This is a genomic window from Providencia sp. PROV189, from assembly GCF_028480065.1.
GTDB lineage: Bacteria > Pseudomonadota > Gammaproteobacteria > Enterobacterales > Enterobacteriaceae > Providencia > Providencia stuartii.
Genome location: NZ_JAMPOG010000008.1, coordinates 147,778 through 164,380, shown reverse-complemented (window position 1 = coordinate 164,380; position 16,603 = coordinate 147,778). Strand labels below are relative to the sequence as shown.

At 42.3% G+C, this 16,603-nt stretch carries 15 protein-coding genes and 1 other annotated feature (1 of these 16 cut by a window edge); of the genes, 9 read left to right on the top strand and 6 right to left on the bottom strand.

The genetic code is table 11. The features are described from left to right. Positions 1–26 precede the first annotated feature (26 nt). Positions 27–809 carry an energy transducer TonB gene (locus PR833_RS06565; RefSeq protein WP_004926672.1) on the top strand — a complete coding sequence of 261 codons (783 nt, stop codon included), beginning with the start codon at positions 27–29 and terminating at the stop codon, positions 807–809. 43 nt (positions 810–852) lie between these two features. On the opposite strand, the gene PR833_RS06560 is transcribed toward PR833_RS06565, so the two are convergent. Then, positions 853–1,632 (bottom strand): AhpA/YtjB family protein, encoded by a 780-nt coding sequence (locus tag PR833_RS06560; protein WP_053110841.1) that lies wholly within the window; start codon positions 1,630–1,632, stop codon positions 853–855. 96 nt (positions 1,633–1,728) lie between these two features. Here PR833_RS06560 and serB point away from each other — a divergent pair, with 96 nt between their 5' ends. The 3 genes from serB to nadR all read left to right on the top strand — a co-directional run bounded on the left by serB (position 1,729) and on the right by nadR (position 5,541). Next, entirely contained in the window at positions 1,729–2,706 is a 978-nt protein-coding gene (gene serB, locus PR833_RS06555; protein ID WP_004926677.1) for a phosphoserine phosphatase, read from the top strand. Positions 2,707–2,840: 134 nt separating this feature from the next. Further along, positions 2,841–4,229, top strand: coding sequence for a DNA repair protein RadA (radA, locus tag PR833_RS06550; RefSeq protein WP_004926679.1), 1,389 nt, complete (start codon positions 2,841–2,843; stop codon positions 4,227–4,229). 79 nt (positions 4,230–4,308) lie between these two features. Next, on the top strand, positions 4,309–5,541 hold the full coding sequence (gene nadR / locus PR833_RS06545) for a multifunctional transcriptional regulator/nicotinamide-nucleotide adenylyltransferase/ribosylnicotinamide kinase NadR (protein ID WP_004926682.1): 1,233 nt from the start codon (positions 4,309–4,311) through the stop codon (positions 5,539–5,541). A gap of 81 nt (positions 5,542–5,622) precedes the next feature. Here the strand turns inward: nadR and ettA are convergent, their stop codons facing one another. Together ettA and PR833_RS06535 are read right to left on the bottom strand one after the other, a co-directional pair. Beyond that, positions 5,623–7,290, bottom strand: a complete 1,668-nt coding sequence (gene ettA / locus PR833_RS06540; RefSeq protein WP_014656823.1) for an energy-dependent translational throttle protein EttA — start codon at positions 7,288–7,290, stop codon at positions 5,623–5,625. A gap of 922 nt (positions 7,291–8,212) precedes the next feature. Next, the gene (locus PR833_RS06535) at positions 8,213–8,740 is read right to left on the bottom strand and encodes a bactofilin family protein (RefSeq protein ID WP_014656822.1); all 528 of its coding nucleotides are present in this window, start codon (positions 8,738–8,740) and stop codon (positions 8,213–8,215) included. 788 nt (positions 8,741–9,528) lie between these two features. On the opposite strand from PR833_RS06535, the gene sltY reads away from it, so the two are divergent. Together sltY and trpR are read left to right on the top strand one after the other, a co-directional pair. Continuing rightward, positions 9,529–11,445, top strand: coding sequence for a murein transglycosylase (gene sltY, locus PR833_RS06530; protein WP_036941904.1), 1,917 nt, complete (start codon positions 9,529–9,531; stop codon positions 11,443–11,445). Between the two features lie 70 nt (positions 11,446–11,515). Further along, positions 11,516–11,836: a trp operon repressor gene (gene trpR, locus PR833_RS06525; protein ID WP_004926695.1), complete on the top strand. Its 321-nt coding sequence runs from the start codon at positions 11,516–11,518 to the stop codon at positions 11,834–11,836. 182 nt (positions 11,837–12,018) lie between these two features. Here trpR and yjjX read toward each other — a convergent pair whose 3' ends face one another. Further along, a complete protein-coding gene (yjjX, locus tag PR833_RS06520) occupies positions 12,019–12,555 on the bottom strand; it encodes an inosine/xanthosine triphosphatase (RefSeq protein WP_004926699.1) in 537 nt (178 codons plus the stop codon). Positions 12,556–12,607: 52 nt separating this feature from the next. Here yjjX and gpmB point away from each other — a divergent pair, with 52 nt between their 5' ends. Continuing rightward, positions 12,608–13,255, top strand: a complete 648-nt coding sequence (gene gpmB, locus PR833_RS06515; protein ID WP_004926704.1) for a 2,3-diphosphoglycerate-dependent phosphoglycerate mutase GpmB — start codon at positions 12,608–12,610, stop codon at positions 13,253–13,255. Between the two features lie 173 nt (positions 13,256–13,428). On the opposite strand, the gene robA is transcribed toward gpmB, so the two are convergent. Further along, positions 13,429–14,325, bottom strand: a complete 897-nt coding sequence (gene robA, locus PR833_RS06510) for an MDR efflux pump AcrAB transcriptional activator RobA (RefSeq protein ID WP_004926707.1) — start codon at positions 14,323–14,325, stop codon at positions 13,429–13,431. Between the two features lie 254 nt (positions 14,326–14,579). On the opposite strand from robA, the gene creA reads away from it, so the two are divergent. Beyond that, entirely contained in the window at positions 14,580–15,056 is a 477-nt protein-coding gene (creA, locus tag PR833_RS06505) for a protein CreA (RefSeq protein WP_014656819.1), read from the top strand. 104 nt (positions 15,057–15,160) lie between these two features. Here the strand turns inward: creA and arcA are convergent, their stop codons facing one another. Continuing rightward, positions 15,161–15,877, bottom strand: coding sequence for a two-component system response regulator ArcA (gene arcA, locus PR833_RS06500; RefSeq protein ID WP_004926714.1), 717 nt, complete (start codon positions 15,875–15,877; stop codon positions 15,161–15,163). A 654-nt stretch (positions 15,878–16,531) separates the two neighbouring features. On the opposite strand from arcA, the gene thrL reads away from it, so the two are divergent. After that, positions 16,532–16,600 carry a thr operon leader peptide gene (gene thrL / locus PR833_RS20400; protein ID WP_071599685.1) on the top strand — a complete coding sequence of 23 codons (69 nt, stop codon included), beginning with the start codon at positions 16,532–16,534 and terminating at the stop codon, positions 16,598–16,600. Next, positions 16,539–16,603 (top strand) — a sequence feature (Thr leader region) (it continues 57 nt past the right edge of the window). Its footprint overlaps the gene before it by 62 nt.

The following is a 16,603-nucleotide window of genomic DNA, read 5'->3' as shown; positions in this document are numbered from 1 at the left end:
CAAAAAATAAAGTCGTGAGGCAGAATATGAGTAGTATCGCGGGCAAGTTAGAGCGCCCGATTTTCCGTCCACTGGGCGGTTTATTTTTAAGTCTTCTTTTCCACGGAACACTCGCAGTGATATTTATTGGCTGGTTTACGGCGTCAATACCGACAACAGGGGTATTGCCACCCGCAATATCATTACAACTAGGCGTTTATCAGCTTGAGCAGCATTCAGAGCCTGAAGTGAATCATGCTGCGAAACAGCAGATGGCGACACATGAGGAAGTTTTACCTGAATTAGTTGAAAAAACAGAAAAACTACCCGAAACACCGTTAGTTAATAATGGAACCTTAACCAAGGTCAGCGAAAAGAAACACCCACCTAAAAAGAAACCTACACAAGTCAAAAAAGTCGTTGAAGAGGCGCCTCTCAGTACGCAAGAGTCAGCAGTGACTTCGGCACCAGCAGCGGGAAGTGAAGCAAGTAGCAGTGCGAACTTCTCCAGTAATGCCTCGGTGGCGGTGAGTGGTCATCAAGGTTGGCACAGTGAGGTTCATCAGCGTTTAGCAAAAGCGAAACGTTACCCAAGGGCGGCGCTACGTTTTCGTTCAACCGGTGTCTCTCAGGTCAAAGTGATGGTGGACAGTCACGGTGAGGTGATTAGTGCCAGTCTGATTAATTCATCTGGAACCAAACTGTTAGATAAAGAGGCGATTGCGACCATAAACCGCGCAGCGCCATTCCCAGCCCCTCCTGAAACGCTATTAGTGGATGGCAAAGTCGAATTCGTTGCACCGATTGTTTTTGACACTTATTCCATGTAATTGAACTGCTGAGGGGAGATCCTCAGCAGTGTGAGTTCGTGGCTTAATTTTCAGGGGGTTTGGGCTTATTCGGCTTGCTTTTAGCACGACGTCTTTTAGGGCGATAAGGCCGATGTTCGCTTCTTTTTCGGTCGAAATGAGGTTTTTTGGCAATGTTTGGTGCCATATTTTCATCATCTTCATTGCCGCTGTCTTCATCAACAACGAGCTGAGGCGGTACATTTTTGCCTTTCTTTTTCTTGGTGCGGAATAAGGTATTTGCCAGCACAATCCCAATACAGAGCGCTAATAAAATAAAGAAACGTAATACATTGGTACTGTTATCAGCTTGCTGAATTTCTGTGGTTAGTAGCTCAGTATCAATGGTAAGCCGTAAATAACCTTTTGGCTCTTCTTTTCCGGGAATAGGTACAACCAGTTGATATTGAAAAGGTTGTGTTGATTGTTTGCTATCAATGGCAAGGCGTTCACGTACCGGAACTGACTCTCCCGCACTCGCAATTAAGGTTCCTCCCGCCGAATAAATACTGGCATCCAAAATGTATTTGTCTTTGGTGACATTGTTTAAATTGGCGATAATGCGTTCTCGATTAAAATCTTTGCTGCCGGAAACGATATAATCGGATAAGCTGAAAGCCACTTGTTCGGCCAAAACTCGAGTTAGCTGTTTAAATTGTTCGACTCTGTTTTGGTTTTGGCTGTTACCTAAATAGGTTATGCCATGCATTAATAGGGTGATTAATGCGACACAGATAATAATTATCACTGTTTTGTGAAGCTTAAAGGTCAGTTTCATAGAAATCACTAAGTGCTCTTTATCCATTCTCTGGCATCATGTTGCCAGAGCTTGTACAGATAAGGTAGTTTTGGGGCATATTTTTATTATAAAACGTTGAGTCGATTACAGGAGCTAATTTTCATGTCAACGAGTTTGACCTATTGCTATTTACCCGATGAAATTCAAAAGTGGCCTGGGTTACCGCTGTCATTGAGCGGTGAAGAGGTCATGCCTTTAGATTACCGCGCTGGCGACAGTGGTTGGTTATTATATGGACGAGGGTTAGATAAGGCACGGATCAGCGATTTTCAGCAGCGTTTGGGGATAGCGATAGTGATCGTTTCATCATGGCGAATCGATGACTATCAAGTGGTCAGAATTGCGGGAAGCATTACTCCTCGCATCAAAAAATTAGCCGATGAAAGTTTATTAGATGTTGTTCCATTAGGGCAAATTCCCCGTTTACGTTCACCGGGCCTGCTGTTAATGGATATGGACTCTACGGCAATTCAAATTGAATGTATCGATGAAATTGCACGTTTGTATGGCGTGGGCGAGCAAGTATCGGAAGTGACTGAACGAGCCATGCAAGGTGAGTTAGATTTCACGGAAAGCTTAAGAGCGCGTGTGGCGTTACTTAAAGGGGCCGATGTGATGATTTTGCAGCAAGTCATGGATACGCTGCCATTGATGCCTGGCTTAACCAGCCTTGTTCGTAAATTACAAGCGATGGATTGGCATGTGGCGATTGCATCAGGAGGATTTACATTCTTTGCCGATAACTTACGTCAACAATTAAAATTGGTCGCCGCTGTTGCGAATCAGCTAGAAATCAAAGACGGTAAGCTCACCGGTAAAGTCAAAGGGCCAATTGTCGATGCCAAATTTAAAGCACAAACGCTGGTTAAGTTAGCAGAGCGTTTAGAAATACCGATTGAACAAACCGTGGCAATCGGCGATGGCGCAAATGACTTGAAAATGTTGCGTAAGGCGGGGTTAGGAATAGCTTATCACGCGAAGCCAAAAGTCTACGCACGTGCCAAAGTGGCTATCCGTCATGCTGATTTAATGGGGGTTATGTGCGTGTTGAGCGGGGGGCTTAAGCACGAAGAGCGGTAATATTCATCATACAGGGCAGCCGTAAAGCGACGGGGTATTTTAAGTATTACGGGCAGCAACTATGCGGATTATTGAATAGCATATACTTTGAATTAAAGGCAGTTAGTTAAAAAAGGGTTAATAGGAGCAATATTGTGGCGAAAGGTGCAAAAAGAGCGTTTGTCTGTAATGAGTGCGGTGCGGATTATCCGCGCTGGCAAGGGCAATGCAGTGCCTGTCATGCATGGAATACCATTACAGAAGTGCGCCTCGCCTCAAGTCAATCATCGCCACGTCATGATCGCTTAACGGGGTATGCCGGAAATGCTGCTGGCGTAAGCCGTGTGCAAAAGCTATCAGAAATTAGCCTTGAAGAGCTGCCGCGTTTTACCACAGGATTTAAAGAGTTTGACCGCGTACTTGGTGGTGGCGTCGTACCGGGGAGCGCGATTTTGATTGGCGGGAACCCAGGGGCTGGGAAAAGTACATTGCTACTACAGACCATGTGCTTACTTTCACGCGAAATGAAAACACTGTATGTCACAGGGGAAGAGTCGCTGCAACAGGTTGCTATGCGTGCACATCGCCTTGGTTTGCCGACGGATTCGCTAAATATGCTATCTGAAACCAGCATTGAGCAAATTTGTTTAACGGCAGAGCAAGAGCAACCTAAATTAATGGTGATCGACTCAATCCAAGTCATGCATATGGCTGATATCCAATCTTCCCCCGGCAGTGTGGCTCAGGTGCGTGAAACCGCCGCTTACTTGACGCGTTTCGCCAAGACGCGCGGTGTCGCTATCATTATGGTCGGTCATGTGACGAAAGATGGCTCTTTAGCTGGTCCTAAGGTGCTAGAGCACTGTATCGACTGTTCGATTATGTTGGATGGGGATGCCGATAACCGTTTTCGTACTTTGCGTAGCCATAAAAACCGTTTTGGTGCGGTTAATGAGCTAGGTGTGTTTGCGATGACGGAACAGGGTTTGAAAGAGGTAAATAATCCTTCGGCTATTTTCTTAAGTCGTGGTGATGAAATCACATCGGGTAGTTCCGTCATGGTGGTATGGGAAGGCACACGCCCACTGCTGGTGGAGATACAGGCATTGGTCGACCATTCAATGATGTCAAATCCTCGTCGAGTTGCGGTAGGGCTTGAGCAAAACCGTCTTGCGATTTTATTGGCTGTTTTGCATCGCCATGGTGGCTTACAAATGTCAGACCAAGACGTTTTTGTGAATGTGGTTGGCGGCGTTAAGGTCACTGAAACGAGTGCGGACTTGGCGTTATTGCTTTCTTTAGTCTCCAGTTTTCGGGATCGTCCTTTACCACGAGACCTTGTGGTATTTGGTGAAGTTGGCTTAGCTGGTGAAATTCGCCCTGTGCCGAGTGGGCAAGAGCGTATTTCAGAAGCGGCAAAACATGGCTTTAAACGGGCGATTGTTCCCCATGCGAACATGCCCAAAAAATCACCTCCCGATATGAAAGTGTATGGTGTGAAAAAGTTGTCAGATGCTTTAAGCGTAATGGATGAATTTGATTAATCGTCTCGTCATATTTCGCACTTTCGTGGCGTTCGATAGCGCTACATTTCGAATTATTGAGAGCAAATAAGGGAACTAAATGGCTGAATTTGACTATCTTAAGAATGCAATTAAGCAAGCTGGCTATACATTACAGCAAGTTGCTGATGCCTCTGATATGACCAAAGGGTATCTCAGCCAGCTTATCAACAACAAAATTAAAAGCCCGAGCGCACAAAAGATCGCGGCACTTCATCGCTTTTTAGGGCTGGAATACCCAAATAAACAAAAAAGCATTGGGGTCGTTTTCGGGAAATTCTATCCCTTACATACAGGTCATATCTACTTGATCCAGCGTGCTTGTAGTCAAGTTGATGAGTTACATGTCATTCTTTGCCATGATGAGCCGCGTGATAAAGACCTATTCGTGAATAGCTCCATGTCACAACAGCCGACAGTCAGTGACCGTCTACGTTGGTTATTACAAACATTCAAATATCAAAAAAATATTCATATTCATTCATTCGATGAGCAAGGTATCGAACCTTATCCACACGGTTGGGAAGTGTGGAGTGAGGGAATGAAGGGCTTTTTGAAAAAGCACAATATTCACCCAAGTTTTATCTATTCGGGTGAAGCCAATGATGCACCGCGCTATAAAAAGTACTTAGGGATAGAAACTATCTTAATCGATCCTGAACGGACCTTCATGAATATCAGTGGTAATCAAATTCGTCAGGCCCCTTTCCGATATTGGGATTATATTCCGACAGAAGTGAAGCCCTTCTTTGTACGTAAAGTGGCAATACTCGGTGGTGAATCGAGTGGAAAATCGACACTCGTCAACAAACTGGCCAATATTTTTAATACCACCAGTGCGTGGGAGTTTGGGCGTGATTATGTGTTTTCTCATCTTGGTGGTGATGAAATGGCATTGCAATATTCTGACTACGATAAAATTGCATTAGGCCATGCTCAATATATTGATTTCGCGGTTAAATACGCCAATAAGGTCGCTTTTATTGATACCGATTTTATTACCACTCAGGCTTTTTGTAAGCGCTATGAGGGCAAAGAGCATCCTTTCGTACAGGCCTTGATTGATGAGTATCGTTTTGATTTGGTAATCTTATTAGAAAATAATACCCCATGGGTAGCCGATGGTTTACGTAGCTTGGGGAGTGAAAAAGACCGGCAAGAGTTTCAATCTTTGTTAATTGAAATGCTAAAGAAAAACAACGTGGAATTTGTTCATGTTGATTCTCCTGACTATGATACCCGTTTTCTCACCTGTATTTCGTTAGTACAGCAATTGCTGATGTTAGACGAATAATATAATGGGTTATTGAAAGTGAGAGATTGGAATAACACAAATACCTCATCATGAGGTATTTGTGTTTGTAGGAGGCTTGGCTTATTTGCTCATGCGCTTATATTTCATGCGATGAGGTTGTAGAGCTTCGGCACCCATAGTCCGTTTTTTGTAATCTTCATACTCAGAGAAGTTACCTTCAAAGAAGGTGATATTACCTTCATCTTGATAATCAATAATATGAGTTGCAATACGGTCAAGGAACCAGCGGTCATGCGAGATAACCATTGCACAGCCCGGGAACTCTAACAAGGCGTTTTCTAAGGCACGCAATGTTTCAACGTCGAGGTCGTTCGTGGGTTCGTCGAGTAACAGTACGTTACCGCCAACTTGTAGCAGCTTAGCTAAATGCAGACGTCCACGCTCACCACCGGACAACTCGCCAACACGTTTACCTTGGTCAACGCCTTTAAAGTTAAAGCGACCCACATAAGCGCGGCTTGGGATCTCAAAGTTACCAATACGCATGATATCTTGTCCGTTCGAGATCTCTTCCCAAACCGTTTTGCTGTCGTCCATGGAGTCACGGAACTGATCTACAGAGGCAATCTTCACCGTATCACCTAAGGTGATGGTGCCTGAATCTGGCTGCTCTTGGCCTGAGATCATACGGAATAGGGTTGATTTACCCGCGCCGTTAGGGCCGATGATACCGACAATGGCTCCTTTTGGAATGGAGAAACTTAGGTTGTCGATAAGAACACGGTCACCGTAAGATTTGCTGAGGTTTTCAACTTCAATAACCTTATCACCCAAACGTGGACCTGGTGGAATAAATAATTCACTGGTCTCATTACGTTTTTGGTATTCAACGCTGTTAAGTTCTTCAAAGCGAGCCAGACGTGCTTTACCTTTCGCCTGACGGCCTTTTGGATTTTGGCGGATCCACTCTAACTCTTTCTCAATCGATTTACGTCTTGCCGCTTCCGTTGAAGCCTCTTGCGCTAAACGCTCATCTTTTTGTTCTAGCCAAGAAGAGTAGTTACCTTCCCATGGAATACCTTCACCACGGTCAAGTTCGAGGATCCAACCTGCAACGTTATCAAGGAAGTAACGGTCGTGGGTGATCGCCACAACAGTGCCTTCATAGTCATGTAAGAAACGTTCTAACCAAGCAACGGATTCCGCATCCAAGTGGTTAGTTGGCTCATCAAGGAGCAGCATGTCCGGTTTTTCTAACAGAAGACGGCAGATAGCAACACGGCGACGCTCACCACCGGATAGGTTTTCGATTTTAGCATCCCAAGGTGGCAAACGCAGTGCATCGGCAGCACGCTCTAGCTGGTTATCCAAGTTATGACCATCTTGTGCAGCAATAATGGCTTCTAACTCGCCTTGCTCTTTAGCTAACTTATCGAAATCCGCATCAGGATCGGCATAAGCGGCATAAACTTCATCTAAACGCGTTAATGCGTTTTTAACTTCAAAGACTGCCTCTTCAACCGCTTCACGAACAGTGTGTTCAGGGTTGAGCTTAGGCTCCTGTGGTAGATAGCCAATTTTGATACCGGGTTGAGGGCGTGCTTCCCCCTCAATTTCCGTATCGATACCCGCCATGATGCGTAATAAGGTTGATTTACCCGCACCGTTAAGACCTAAAACACCAATCTTCGCCCCAGGAAAGAAGCTCAGAGAGATATTTTTCAAAATATGACGCTTCGGTGGAACAATTTTTCCGACTCGGAGCATAGAATAAACATATTGAGCCAATTTTTTTACCTATTGTTTTATAAACGAAAGTTCAATATTTGATAGTGTTTTTAGCAGACATATGACCGTCTTATCACGCGATTATACCTTAGGCGACTTTTGCTGCTGTAAACGTTACTTTCTATCTTAAAATTTTTCTGAGCTTCACTCTAATTGTTCCTCACTCTAAGTCAATAGTTGCGTGTGTTTCCGATACTTTCTTGTGAATTAACCCCCACTTAAGACGGGATCAAAATTAAGTAAAAACGCGCATGTTTCATCATGGGGTAAATGGCCTTTTACATTGTAAACAAAAAATAATCATTAACAGGAGGGAGCGGGGGTTGTTGGCTATTTTTTAATACGGGGGCTGTTTTGTTTTATAGATAAACATATCGATTAGTCTTGTTAGGGTAAATTTAGTTTAAGGCTTAATGGAAATTTCTTTTCGTTTAGCTTTGATGAAGGTATTTATTGGATCATGGTAGAGTGACATGCCATTTAATATTTCATTAATAAATCTGATATAAAAAAGATTATTTAGGGTTAATACTTTTTACCTCTATTACTTTTTCTTCCGAGTTACCTAAATTTTGTGAAGATGATTTTGACGATAAGCTAAAGATGCCTATCAAAGCCCAAAAATCAGCGTGTAAAGCAGACGCTTAACCATTCGCAAGATGCGGCAAACGGCGACTGTTCAATAAAATAGGTTTTTCTGTTTTTATGTTTTGAAGATTACTGAGAGCTTATTATTTGATATTAATATTTAAATAGCGATTAATATTAAAAATCACATAGCGATTAAAATAGATTATTAGCAAATTATTAGCATAATAAATCGACATCTAAATATGTTGTAGATGATATTAATTCTATAGCAGAGCGATGACCACTATAGAATTAATTTTTAATATCATTAAAGCCTGAAAATAAATAGATTTTATTGATTAGAAATAGGCGCTGATTCTAACTTAACGATATCAGGTTTTTTCTGTTTAAGCTCTCTTTGTACATCACTGGCCTGTATTTTTTTATCTGTTCTTTCAGAGGTTCCGGTGAATACTCCACCTTTCTTAATGGTTAGGTTTTTAGTTTGGCAGATCCCATCGAGCTGACCATTTTCTAGAATATCCAAGTTTTCAGAGACACATAAGCCTCTCATAATGCCGTTGATTGAAATGGTTTGAGCATAAATCTCGCCTTCAACAACTCCTTCTTTTTGGATCGTGACAATACCGTCATTGCTACGAACACTCCCTTTTATATGACCGAATATTTGGATGTCTTCATCTAAAACAAGGTCACCGGAAATGTTGCAACTACTTGAAATAGAAGTGCTCTTGCGTGCTGAAGGTGTTGAAAGCACTTTTTCTTCTTTAATTTCAACCGTTTCTTTTTCGGGCGTTAACTCATGCGTTTTTGCCGCTTCGATAACGTTATCTTTATCTTTACTTTTTTTCGCAAACATCCTTTTATTCCTTGTAGAGAGTATATAAAAAACAATGAAGAATATGATTAGGAAAGGCAGAGATACAAGAGAAGAGTGAATATCTGTTAATGTGTATATTAAAAGATATGCCCATCCGCACCCAAGAATAGAAAAAAATAAATTTTTGAAATCCATATCATATCTCATTTTAAAGGGAGTTTAGATTATTCCAAATGAGCTTCATCATATTGACAAAATTAAATAGTTTTTACATCCACTGATATTATTTAACAGTAAAGATCAATATTTGTCTATTTTTACTGAAAATAATACATCAATATTGAGTAATTTAAGCATTCATACCTATTAATAAACATGGCTCACTGATTTTTATCTATTTAACAACCATTTTTATAGATAACTCATCATGTTATTCAACGATGTGCCATAAAGCCGACGATTATCAAATCCATCATTTTACGTGATTCAGCGTAGTCTATTCGGTGGATTAACCACTATTTTACTAGGTGTTTTGACGTATAGAAAGAGGCTGCTCTCTATCAAGGCGTTAATTTCAAGAACACTCCTGTTGCTTTCAACCTAAAGATTTTATATTGATAAAAATCGTTTAACAAAGTTGTATCCACCTGATACGCGTTATATTTCAGGCCATATCAATACAAGTTGTGTTTAGTGACTCAAACCGATGAGTTGATGGGGTCTTTTGGGAAAACTTCACTGAACACCTACATGCAACTCGAATAATTTCGAGTATAGTTATAGAAGCGAAAAATTTAGAGCAGCGCGGGAATAGGGAAATAGTCAGTATGAAAAAATTCTTGATGGCAGTGCCGATTGCCATGATGTTGGTATCGACGACGGTATGGGCAGACTCTTTACAGGCTCAACGAGAGCGTTATCAAGCCATCAAACAAGCTTGGGATGCCAAGCAAATGGATGAAGTTGAACGTTTATTGCCGACATTACAAACGTATCCATTGTACCCTTATTTAGAATATCGAGAGTTAACGCAAGACCTCGATATTATTTCGCCGAGTCAAGTACAAGCATTTATTGACGCTCACCCGACATTACCAGTCGCAAAAACGTTAAAAAATCGCTTTGTGAATGAACTTGCTCGTCGCCAAGAGTGGCAATCTTTGCTGGCATTCAGCCCTAAAGAGCCTATGCCTGCGGAGGCGAAATGTAACTATTTCTATGCTAATTGGGCTACAGGCAATAAAACGCTCGCTTGGCAAGGGGCGGAGAAATCTTGGCTTAATGGGCGTTCAATGCCTGCCGCTTGCGATAAATTGTTTAATGAGTGGGAAAAAGCCGGCCATTTAACACCGGAAATGATCCTTGAACGGATCCACCTTGCCATTGATGCAGGTAATACCTCAATGGCTACCTATTTAGCGAAGCGTCTGCCACCAAGTTATAGGACGATTGGTGATGCATTAGTGAAGCTGCAAAATGATCCTGCATCGGTTACCACTTTTGCTAAGACGATGACACCGACCGATTTTTCACGTCAAGCCACGATAGCTGCATTTAGCCGTTATGCGCGCCAATCGCCAGATCAGGCACGAGCCGCGTTAAAGGGGATCAGTAACGCGCAAAAAATGAATTTTGCCGAAACTCAAAAATTAAAAGATAGTGTTGCTTGGCAATATATGGGGGCGGTCACACCTGAGCAAGAAAACTGGCGCGATGAGGTGATCAGTGAAACTGATTCAACAGCCCTAAAAGAGCGCCGTATTCGCTTAGCACTTGGTGCTGGGGATAAAGCAGGAGTAGCAAAATGGCTGAAACAGCTTCCCGCTGATGCACGGCATAAAGATGAGTGGCAATATTGGCAGGCCATCACCTTAATGAATGAAGGCAAAAAAGCAGAAGGTGAAGCTATTCTACGCAAACTCATCGAGGGCAGAGGCTTCTACCCAATGGTGGCAGCACAAAAATTAAACACGGAATACCCTCTGTATATTAAAACGGCTGAAAAACCGGATAGCCAACAGCTAGATAAGTTAGCAGAAATCCAGCGTGTACGTGAATTAATGTATTGGGAAATGGACAATCTTGCTCGTACCGAATGGGTAAGTTTAGTCGCTTCACTACCACCAAATCAGCAAGAGCAGCTTGCCCGTTATGCGTTTGATAACAATTGGGCGGATTTAAGTGTGCAAGCAACTATCCAAGCGAAGTTGTGGAATCATTTAGAAGAACGTTTCCCATTAGCGTGGGAAAAAGAGTTTGAACACTACACAAAAGGTAAAACGATTTCTAAAAGTTATGCCATGGCGATTGCTCGTCAAGAGAGTGCATGGAACCCACAAGCCAAATCCCCTGTTGGGGCGACGGGGCTAATGCAGCTCATGCCAGCGACGGCGAAGCATACGGTACAGAAACAAGGGATTGATGGTTATGTCAATACCAGCCAATTGGTGAACCCAGTTAAGAATATTGAAATCGGTACGGCTTACTTAGATGATGTTTATCAGCAGTTCTCTAATAACCGTATCCTATCAAGTGCGGCTTATAACGCTGGGCCATCAAGGGTCACGCGTTGGTTAGGTAATAGTAGCGGTCGTCTTGATGCTGTTGCCTTTGTCGAGAGTATTCCTTTTTCAGAAACACGAGGCTATGTGAAAAATGTGCTCTCTTATGACGTATTCTACCGTTACTTTATGGGGCAACATGGGCCTGTATTGACCGATAACGAGTGGTTAATGAAGTATTAGTAGGTTTTACAGGTGATTTGCCAAATAGTGTGTTATCATTTGTACTAGTTAAATAGTATGGTTGGATAACATGACTGCAAATCACCTGAATGACCCAGCACTCACTACCGATGAGAACGATGATTGGCAACGCTTTGTTAAATTGCTACAGCTTGCGTTTGAGCAAGACTTACAACATCCCATATTACAATTGTTGCTGACACCCGATGAACGAACGGCGCTTGCGACTCGAGTCAGAATTGTGCAAGAGTTGATGCGTGGTGAAATGAGCCAAAGGGAATTAAAAAATGAACTTGGGGTGGGTATCGCTACCATCACACGCGGCTCAAATAGTTTAAAATCGGCACCTCAGCCTGTAAAAGAGTGGTTAGAAGCGCAATTGCTAAAATAGCCACTGCATATTCATTGAACACAGAGCACTCTATACACGTTACTCCATGACAGGGAGCCGAGTTGAGCATCAGTCCATACTGACTCAAGATGATGAGTTGTCAGTGTTAATTGTGTGATTTGTGTCATTAATATAGACAAATAGGGGCAAAGACTGCCCCTATTGTTATTTTTTCGTTATAATTAATCTTCTATCTGGTTTAGCTCTTTATAAATTTCATGCTTAATGGGAACCAGCGCCAGTATCAGTGCTTGTTGGTAGACACTGGTACGTGTTAGTACCCCGTTAGTAAAAAAGCCGATGGCACCGCCTTGTTGTTTGATGTTATCGATGCCAGTTAAATCTGCCATTTCGTCACCAAGCTCACGCCCTTCACGGATACCCGCAAGGATTTTTTCTGGGATCATGATACTCGCTGAACGTGATTCACCACGGATCTGTTTATGTTCAATAACAATCCATGCAAAGGTCATATCTTCATCAATGCCAGCTTCAATCCCGACCCAAAAATCGGCCTCTGGGCGAACTTGCCTTGATGCCATTACACGTTGCCTTGCGCCTGTGCGGGTTTCATTATTACCGATAGGTTGCTGTGGAACGCTGCTATCAACGTTAATATCTTCTACTTGATAAGTGCCTGGCCCAAAAACAGCATCGAAAGCAAGATGAATCGCTTTAATTTTGGCAGGATTAGTCGTTGCAGCTATAACTTGGTACATTAATTATTTTCCTTTGAACACATATTTCGCAAAGTAATAACGGAACACATCTATGTTACAGGTTTATCTTGTTCGCCACGGTGAAACCGAATGGAACGTGGCACGTCGTATACAGGGCCAATCTGATAGCCCACTCACGGCCACTGGACGTCTGCAAGCAAGGCAAGTTGCCGAAAGGATGAAATCAGAAGGCATTACTCATATTATCACTAGTGATATGGGACGCACACGTGAAACTGCACAAATAATTGCGGATGTTTGCCGTTGTGAAATTATCATAGAACCTCGTCTTCGTGAATTAAATATGGGGGTTCTGGAACAGCGCGAAATAGAAAGCCTGACAGAGCAAGAAGAGCAGTGGCGTAAAAGCCTTATTGATGGCACAGAAGGCGGGCGTATTCCAAACGGTGAATCGATGGAAGAGCTGTATCAGCGCATGTATGCCGCTCTCAACAGTTGCCTCGATCTACCAAAAGGGAGTCGACCACTTTTAGTCAGCCACGGGATCGCATTAAGTACGCTAGTTAGCCGTATTTTAGGGGTTCCTGCTTATTCAGAACGCCGCTTGCGCTTACGTAATTGCTCAATTTCACGCGTGGATTACCAAAACAGCCCTTGGCTCGCAAATGGTTGGATCGTTGAAAGTACTGGTGAGGTTACCCACCTTACTCAGCCTGCGTTAGATGAACAGCAAGCGTAGTTGAGACCGTGTAAATTTGGAGTTCCAACAATGATAGATTCTAACTTATTCGAGTTGCAGCTAGGAGACTAACGGAGATAGTCGGGAACATAAATAATATGTGACTCGGCTAGCTAGGACAGTCCATGATGCCACAGCTTGGAAAGATAACGAGCCATTGAAACTCCAAATTATTAACGTTTTATCGGCACATAGTAATCAAAGGCCGCAACATGCGATTTCGGGTCATCATTTTTATGGTCTATATGACGTAACTCAACATTTTTGAGTTTATAGTGTTCGATATCATAGCCAGGTCGGCGCGTGATATTGAGCTTAGGCAGATAGACGCCATAAATCTGATATAAGAACTCTTGCATTGCTGCGCGCGTTGCTTCACCGCTAAAGCTAAACTTCACATATTCTCCAGCGGGAATAGTGAGATGGCTATATTCTGCATTGTTAAAACTTGCATCTTCAGGTTTTACTGCGGTGGTATAGAACACCGTCTGCTCATCTTCTTTATCGGCGTTATGAATCGCGTGGTGTAAGCCGAAGACCTCAGAGGCAATTGAGGTTGTATGTTCTAAATAGTAGTGCCAGAAAGTTTGGCGCATCTGTGAACAGGCGGTTGACCACTCTTCTAGCGCATAAGAACAGCTTTGCTCAAGCCCCACTAAAGGCTGCTCCTGCATCTCGACGAACTCATAATCTAAATGTTTATGTTCATCTAAAATAATAGGTGGACAAATACCCGTGGCACACCACTCATCGCTACGACGATAGTAAGCAGGGGTGATGTTAAATTGTTTCTTAAACGCGCGGGTAAAAGTTTGCTGTGAGTCAAAGCGATATTGTAACGCGATATCAAGAATCGGACGGCTGGTTAGTCGTAAAGCTACAGCAGCGCGAGATAGCCGTCGAGCACGAATATAGGCGCCAATTGCTTGGTCAGTCACCTCTTTGAACATCCGTTGTAAATGCCATTTGGAGTAGCCAGCTTTTGCCGCAACATTATCGAGTGATAGAGGTTTATCTAGGTTATCATCGATCCAGCGAAGAAGGTCACGAATAATATTTGTTTGATCCATGTATATCCCTAGTCAATAAGACTTAAAAAACAGATATAGGTTATCAAGGAACGCCTATTCTATATCAAGTTACCTTTTTCGTTTATAGTAAAAGAGTTGTATTTACCATTTAGTTGTAAAGAAAATGATTAACTTCTTTTATACTTGTCATATTTCAGGCTGCCTTATGGTTAATAATGGCTGAAATGTCACTCGAATTGTTTAAAAAGTATATAACAAAGAGGCTAAGTCTTCTGGTTGAAAAGGAAATTTGTATGCATTTTTGCAAGTTGAAAAAGATCGTATTGGCATCACTGTTGTCTGCATTACCCTTTGCGACGTTTGCGGAAGAAATTGGCTCGGTAGATACCGTTTTTAAAGTATTTGGCCCTGACCATAAAATTGTTGTTGAAGCTTTTGATGATCCCGATGTTGAAAATGTGACCTGCTACTTAAGCCGTTCGAAGACGGGGGGGATTAAAGGTGGGCTTGGTTTAGCAGAAGATACTTCTGATGCGGCGATATCTTGCCAACAAGTTGGTCCGATTGAACTGAATGAACGGATCAAACGTTCACCGAAAAAACCGCACGTTGTTTTCCAAAAACGGACTTCATTAGTATTCAAAAAGTTGCAGGTAGTACGTTTTTATGATCCCAAACGCAATGCGCTTGTTTATTTGACTTATTCAGACAAGATGATTGATGGCTCACCGAAGAATGCACTAAGCGCTGTACCTATTATGCCATGGTAAGTCTTTAAGTGGGTCTACAGGGGCTCTTCCCGCATAAAATAACCCCCAATAATGGAATTATTGGGGGTTATTTATTCATCGGTCTTTATCGAACGATGGCGGGATTATTCGTCGAGATCACCACAAAAGCGATAACCCTCACCGTGGATTGTTGCGATGATTTCTGGGGTATCAGGCGTTGATTCGAAATGTTTACGAATACGACGGATAGTGACGTCGACCGTTCTATCATGAGGCTTAAGCTCACGGCCTGTCATTTTCTTCAACAAATCGGCGCGAGTTTGGATTTTGCCCGGGTTCTCACAAAAATGTAGCATAGCGCGGAATTCGCTACGAGGTAATTTGTAGTGTTCGCCAGCAGGGCTGATCAGTGAGCGACTGTTGATGTCGAGCTCCCAACCATTAAATTTATAGCTTTCGACTAAACGGCGCTCTTCAGTGCCACCAGCTAAATTCATAGTACGAGATAGCAGGTTGCGTGCACGGATAGTCAGCTCGCGAGGGTTAAATGGCTTGGTGATATAATCATCCGCACCAATTTCTAGGCCAAGGATCTTATCCACCTCATTATCACGGCCTGTTAGGAACATCAGTGCAATACTTTCTTGCTCACGTAATTCACGCGCAAGGAGAAGGCCGTTTTTACCGGGTAGGTTAATATCCATGATAACGAGGTTGATGTCATGCTCGGACAGAACATTGTGCATCTCTTCGCCATCAGTGGCTTCGTGAACTACATAGCCTTCAGCCTCAAAGATACTTTTCAGCGTATTGCGTGTGACAATCTCATCTTCAACAATTAAAATGTGTGGGGTCTGCATATTTGCTACCTAAAGTTTTAAAATAAAATTGTGAACTCATAAGCCGCTTCCAAATTAGGTGGTTTTGATTTTATTTTACTGGAACGACGCGTCTATGGGTTATAAATATGTTTTCGAGTCAAGGTTATTTTGTCGCCTCTATCGTCATCAGATTCTAAATTGAATCAAAATTTAGGCACCTTCCCAACGTTGGGCTGTTAACAGCAATATAACAGCTAATACTGCATTTACCACCTAAAAAAATAACTTTTGTTGATACATATCAAAATCAATTGTAGCACGTTAACAAAATTTGTTAGGAAGAAAATCTTACCGATTCAATGGCTGTTTAACTATCAGATAAAGAGTAAAAGTTTTTTATTCTTTGTTTACTCAAACGATGCGTTTGGGTGAAAAATGGCCAACTATTCAAGCTAACGCTAAAAAAAAGTTTATGGATATTTTAATCTGACAATTGTTAATTTTTTGGTTTTTTAAATTAGCAAATTGTGAGGCCTATTCATTTGTGATTAAATTTTGTTGAGAAAATAGGATAATTTTTGATAGGTCACGCTTTGAATAACGGGCTTTTTTTGCAAATAAATTTGACATTTTTGGGCAATTGCTTTAACCGTATAGGGAGCAAGTAACGAATCAAGAGACAGACAGAAATCTATGCGTAACATCAGCCTGACTACGATTATTATTACCACCACCGTAACCACAGGAAACGGGGCGGGCTGACGC

What these genes read in the sequence shown, in the direction of transcription:
- PR833_RS06565 (WP_004926672.1), top strand. Translation starts at nt 27, where the DNA reads ATGAGTAGTATCGCGGGCAAGTTAGAGCGCCCGATTTTCCGTCCACTG.
- PR833_RS06560 (WP_053110841.1), bottom strand. Translation starts at nt 1,632, where the DNA reads ATGGATAAAGAGCACTTAGTGATTTCTATGAAACTGACCTTTAAGCTT.
- serB (WP_004926677.1), top strand. Translation starts at nt 1,729, where the DNA reads ATGTCAACGAGTTTGACCTATTGCTATTTACCCGATGAAATTCAAAAG.
- nadR (WP_004926682.1), top strand. Translation starts at nt 4,309, where the DNA reads ATGGCTGAATTTGACTATCTTAAGAATGCAATTAAGCAAGCTGGCTAT.
- PR833_RS06535 (WP_014656822.1), bottom strand. Translation starts at nt 8,740, where the DNA reads ATGTTTGCGAAAAAAAGTAAAGATAAAGATAACGTTATCGAAGCGGCA.
- sltY (WP_036941904.1), top strand. Translation starts at nt 9,529, where the DNA reads ATGAAAAAATTCTTGATGGCAGTGCCGATTGCCATGATGTTGGTATCG.
- trpR (WP_004926695.1), top strand. Translation starts at nt 11,516, where the DNA reads ATGACTGCAAATCACCTGAATGACCCAGCACTCACTACCGATGAGAAC.
- yjjX (WP_004926699.1), bottom strand. Translation starts at nt 12,555, where the DNA reads ATGTACCAAGTTATAGCTGCAACGACTAATCCTGCCAAAATTAAAGCG.
- gpmB (WP_004926704.1), top strand. Translation starts at nt 12,608, where the DNA reads ATGTTACAGGTTTATCTTGTTCGCCACGGTGAAACCGAATGGAACGTG.
- robA (WP_004926707.1), bottom strand. Translation starts at nt 14,325, where the DNA reads ATGGATCAAACAAATATTATTCGTGACCTTCTTCGCTGGATCGATGAT.
- creA (WP_014656819.1), top strand. Translation starts at nt 14,580, where the DNA reads ATGCATTTTTGCAAGTTGAAAAAGATCGTATTGGCATCACTGTTGTCT.
- arcA (WP_004926714.1), bottom strand. Translation starts at nt 15,877, where the DNA reads ATGCAGACCCCACACATTTTAATTGTTGAAGATGAGATTGTCACACGC.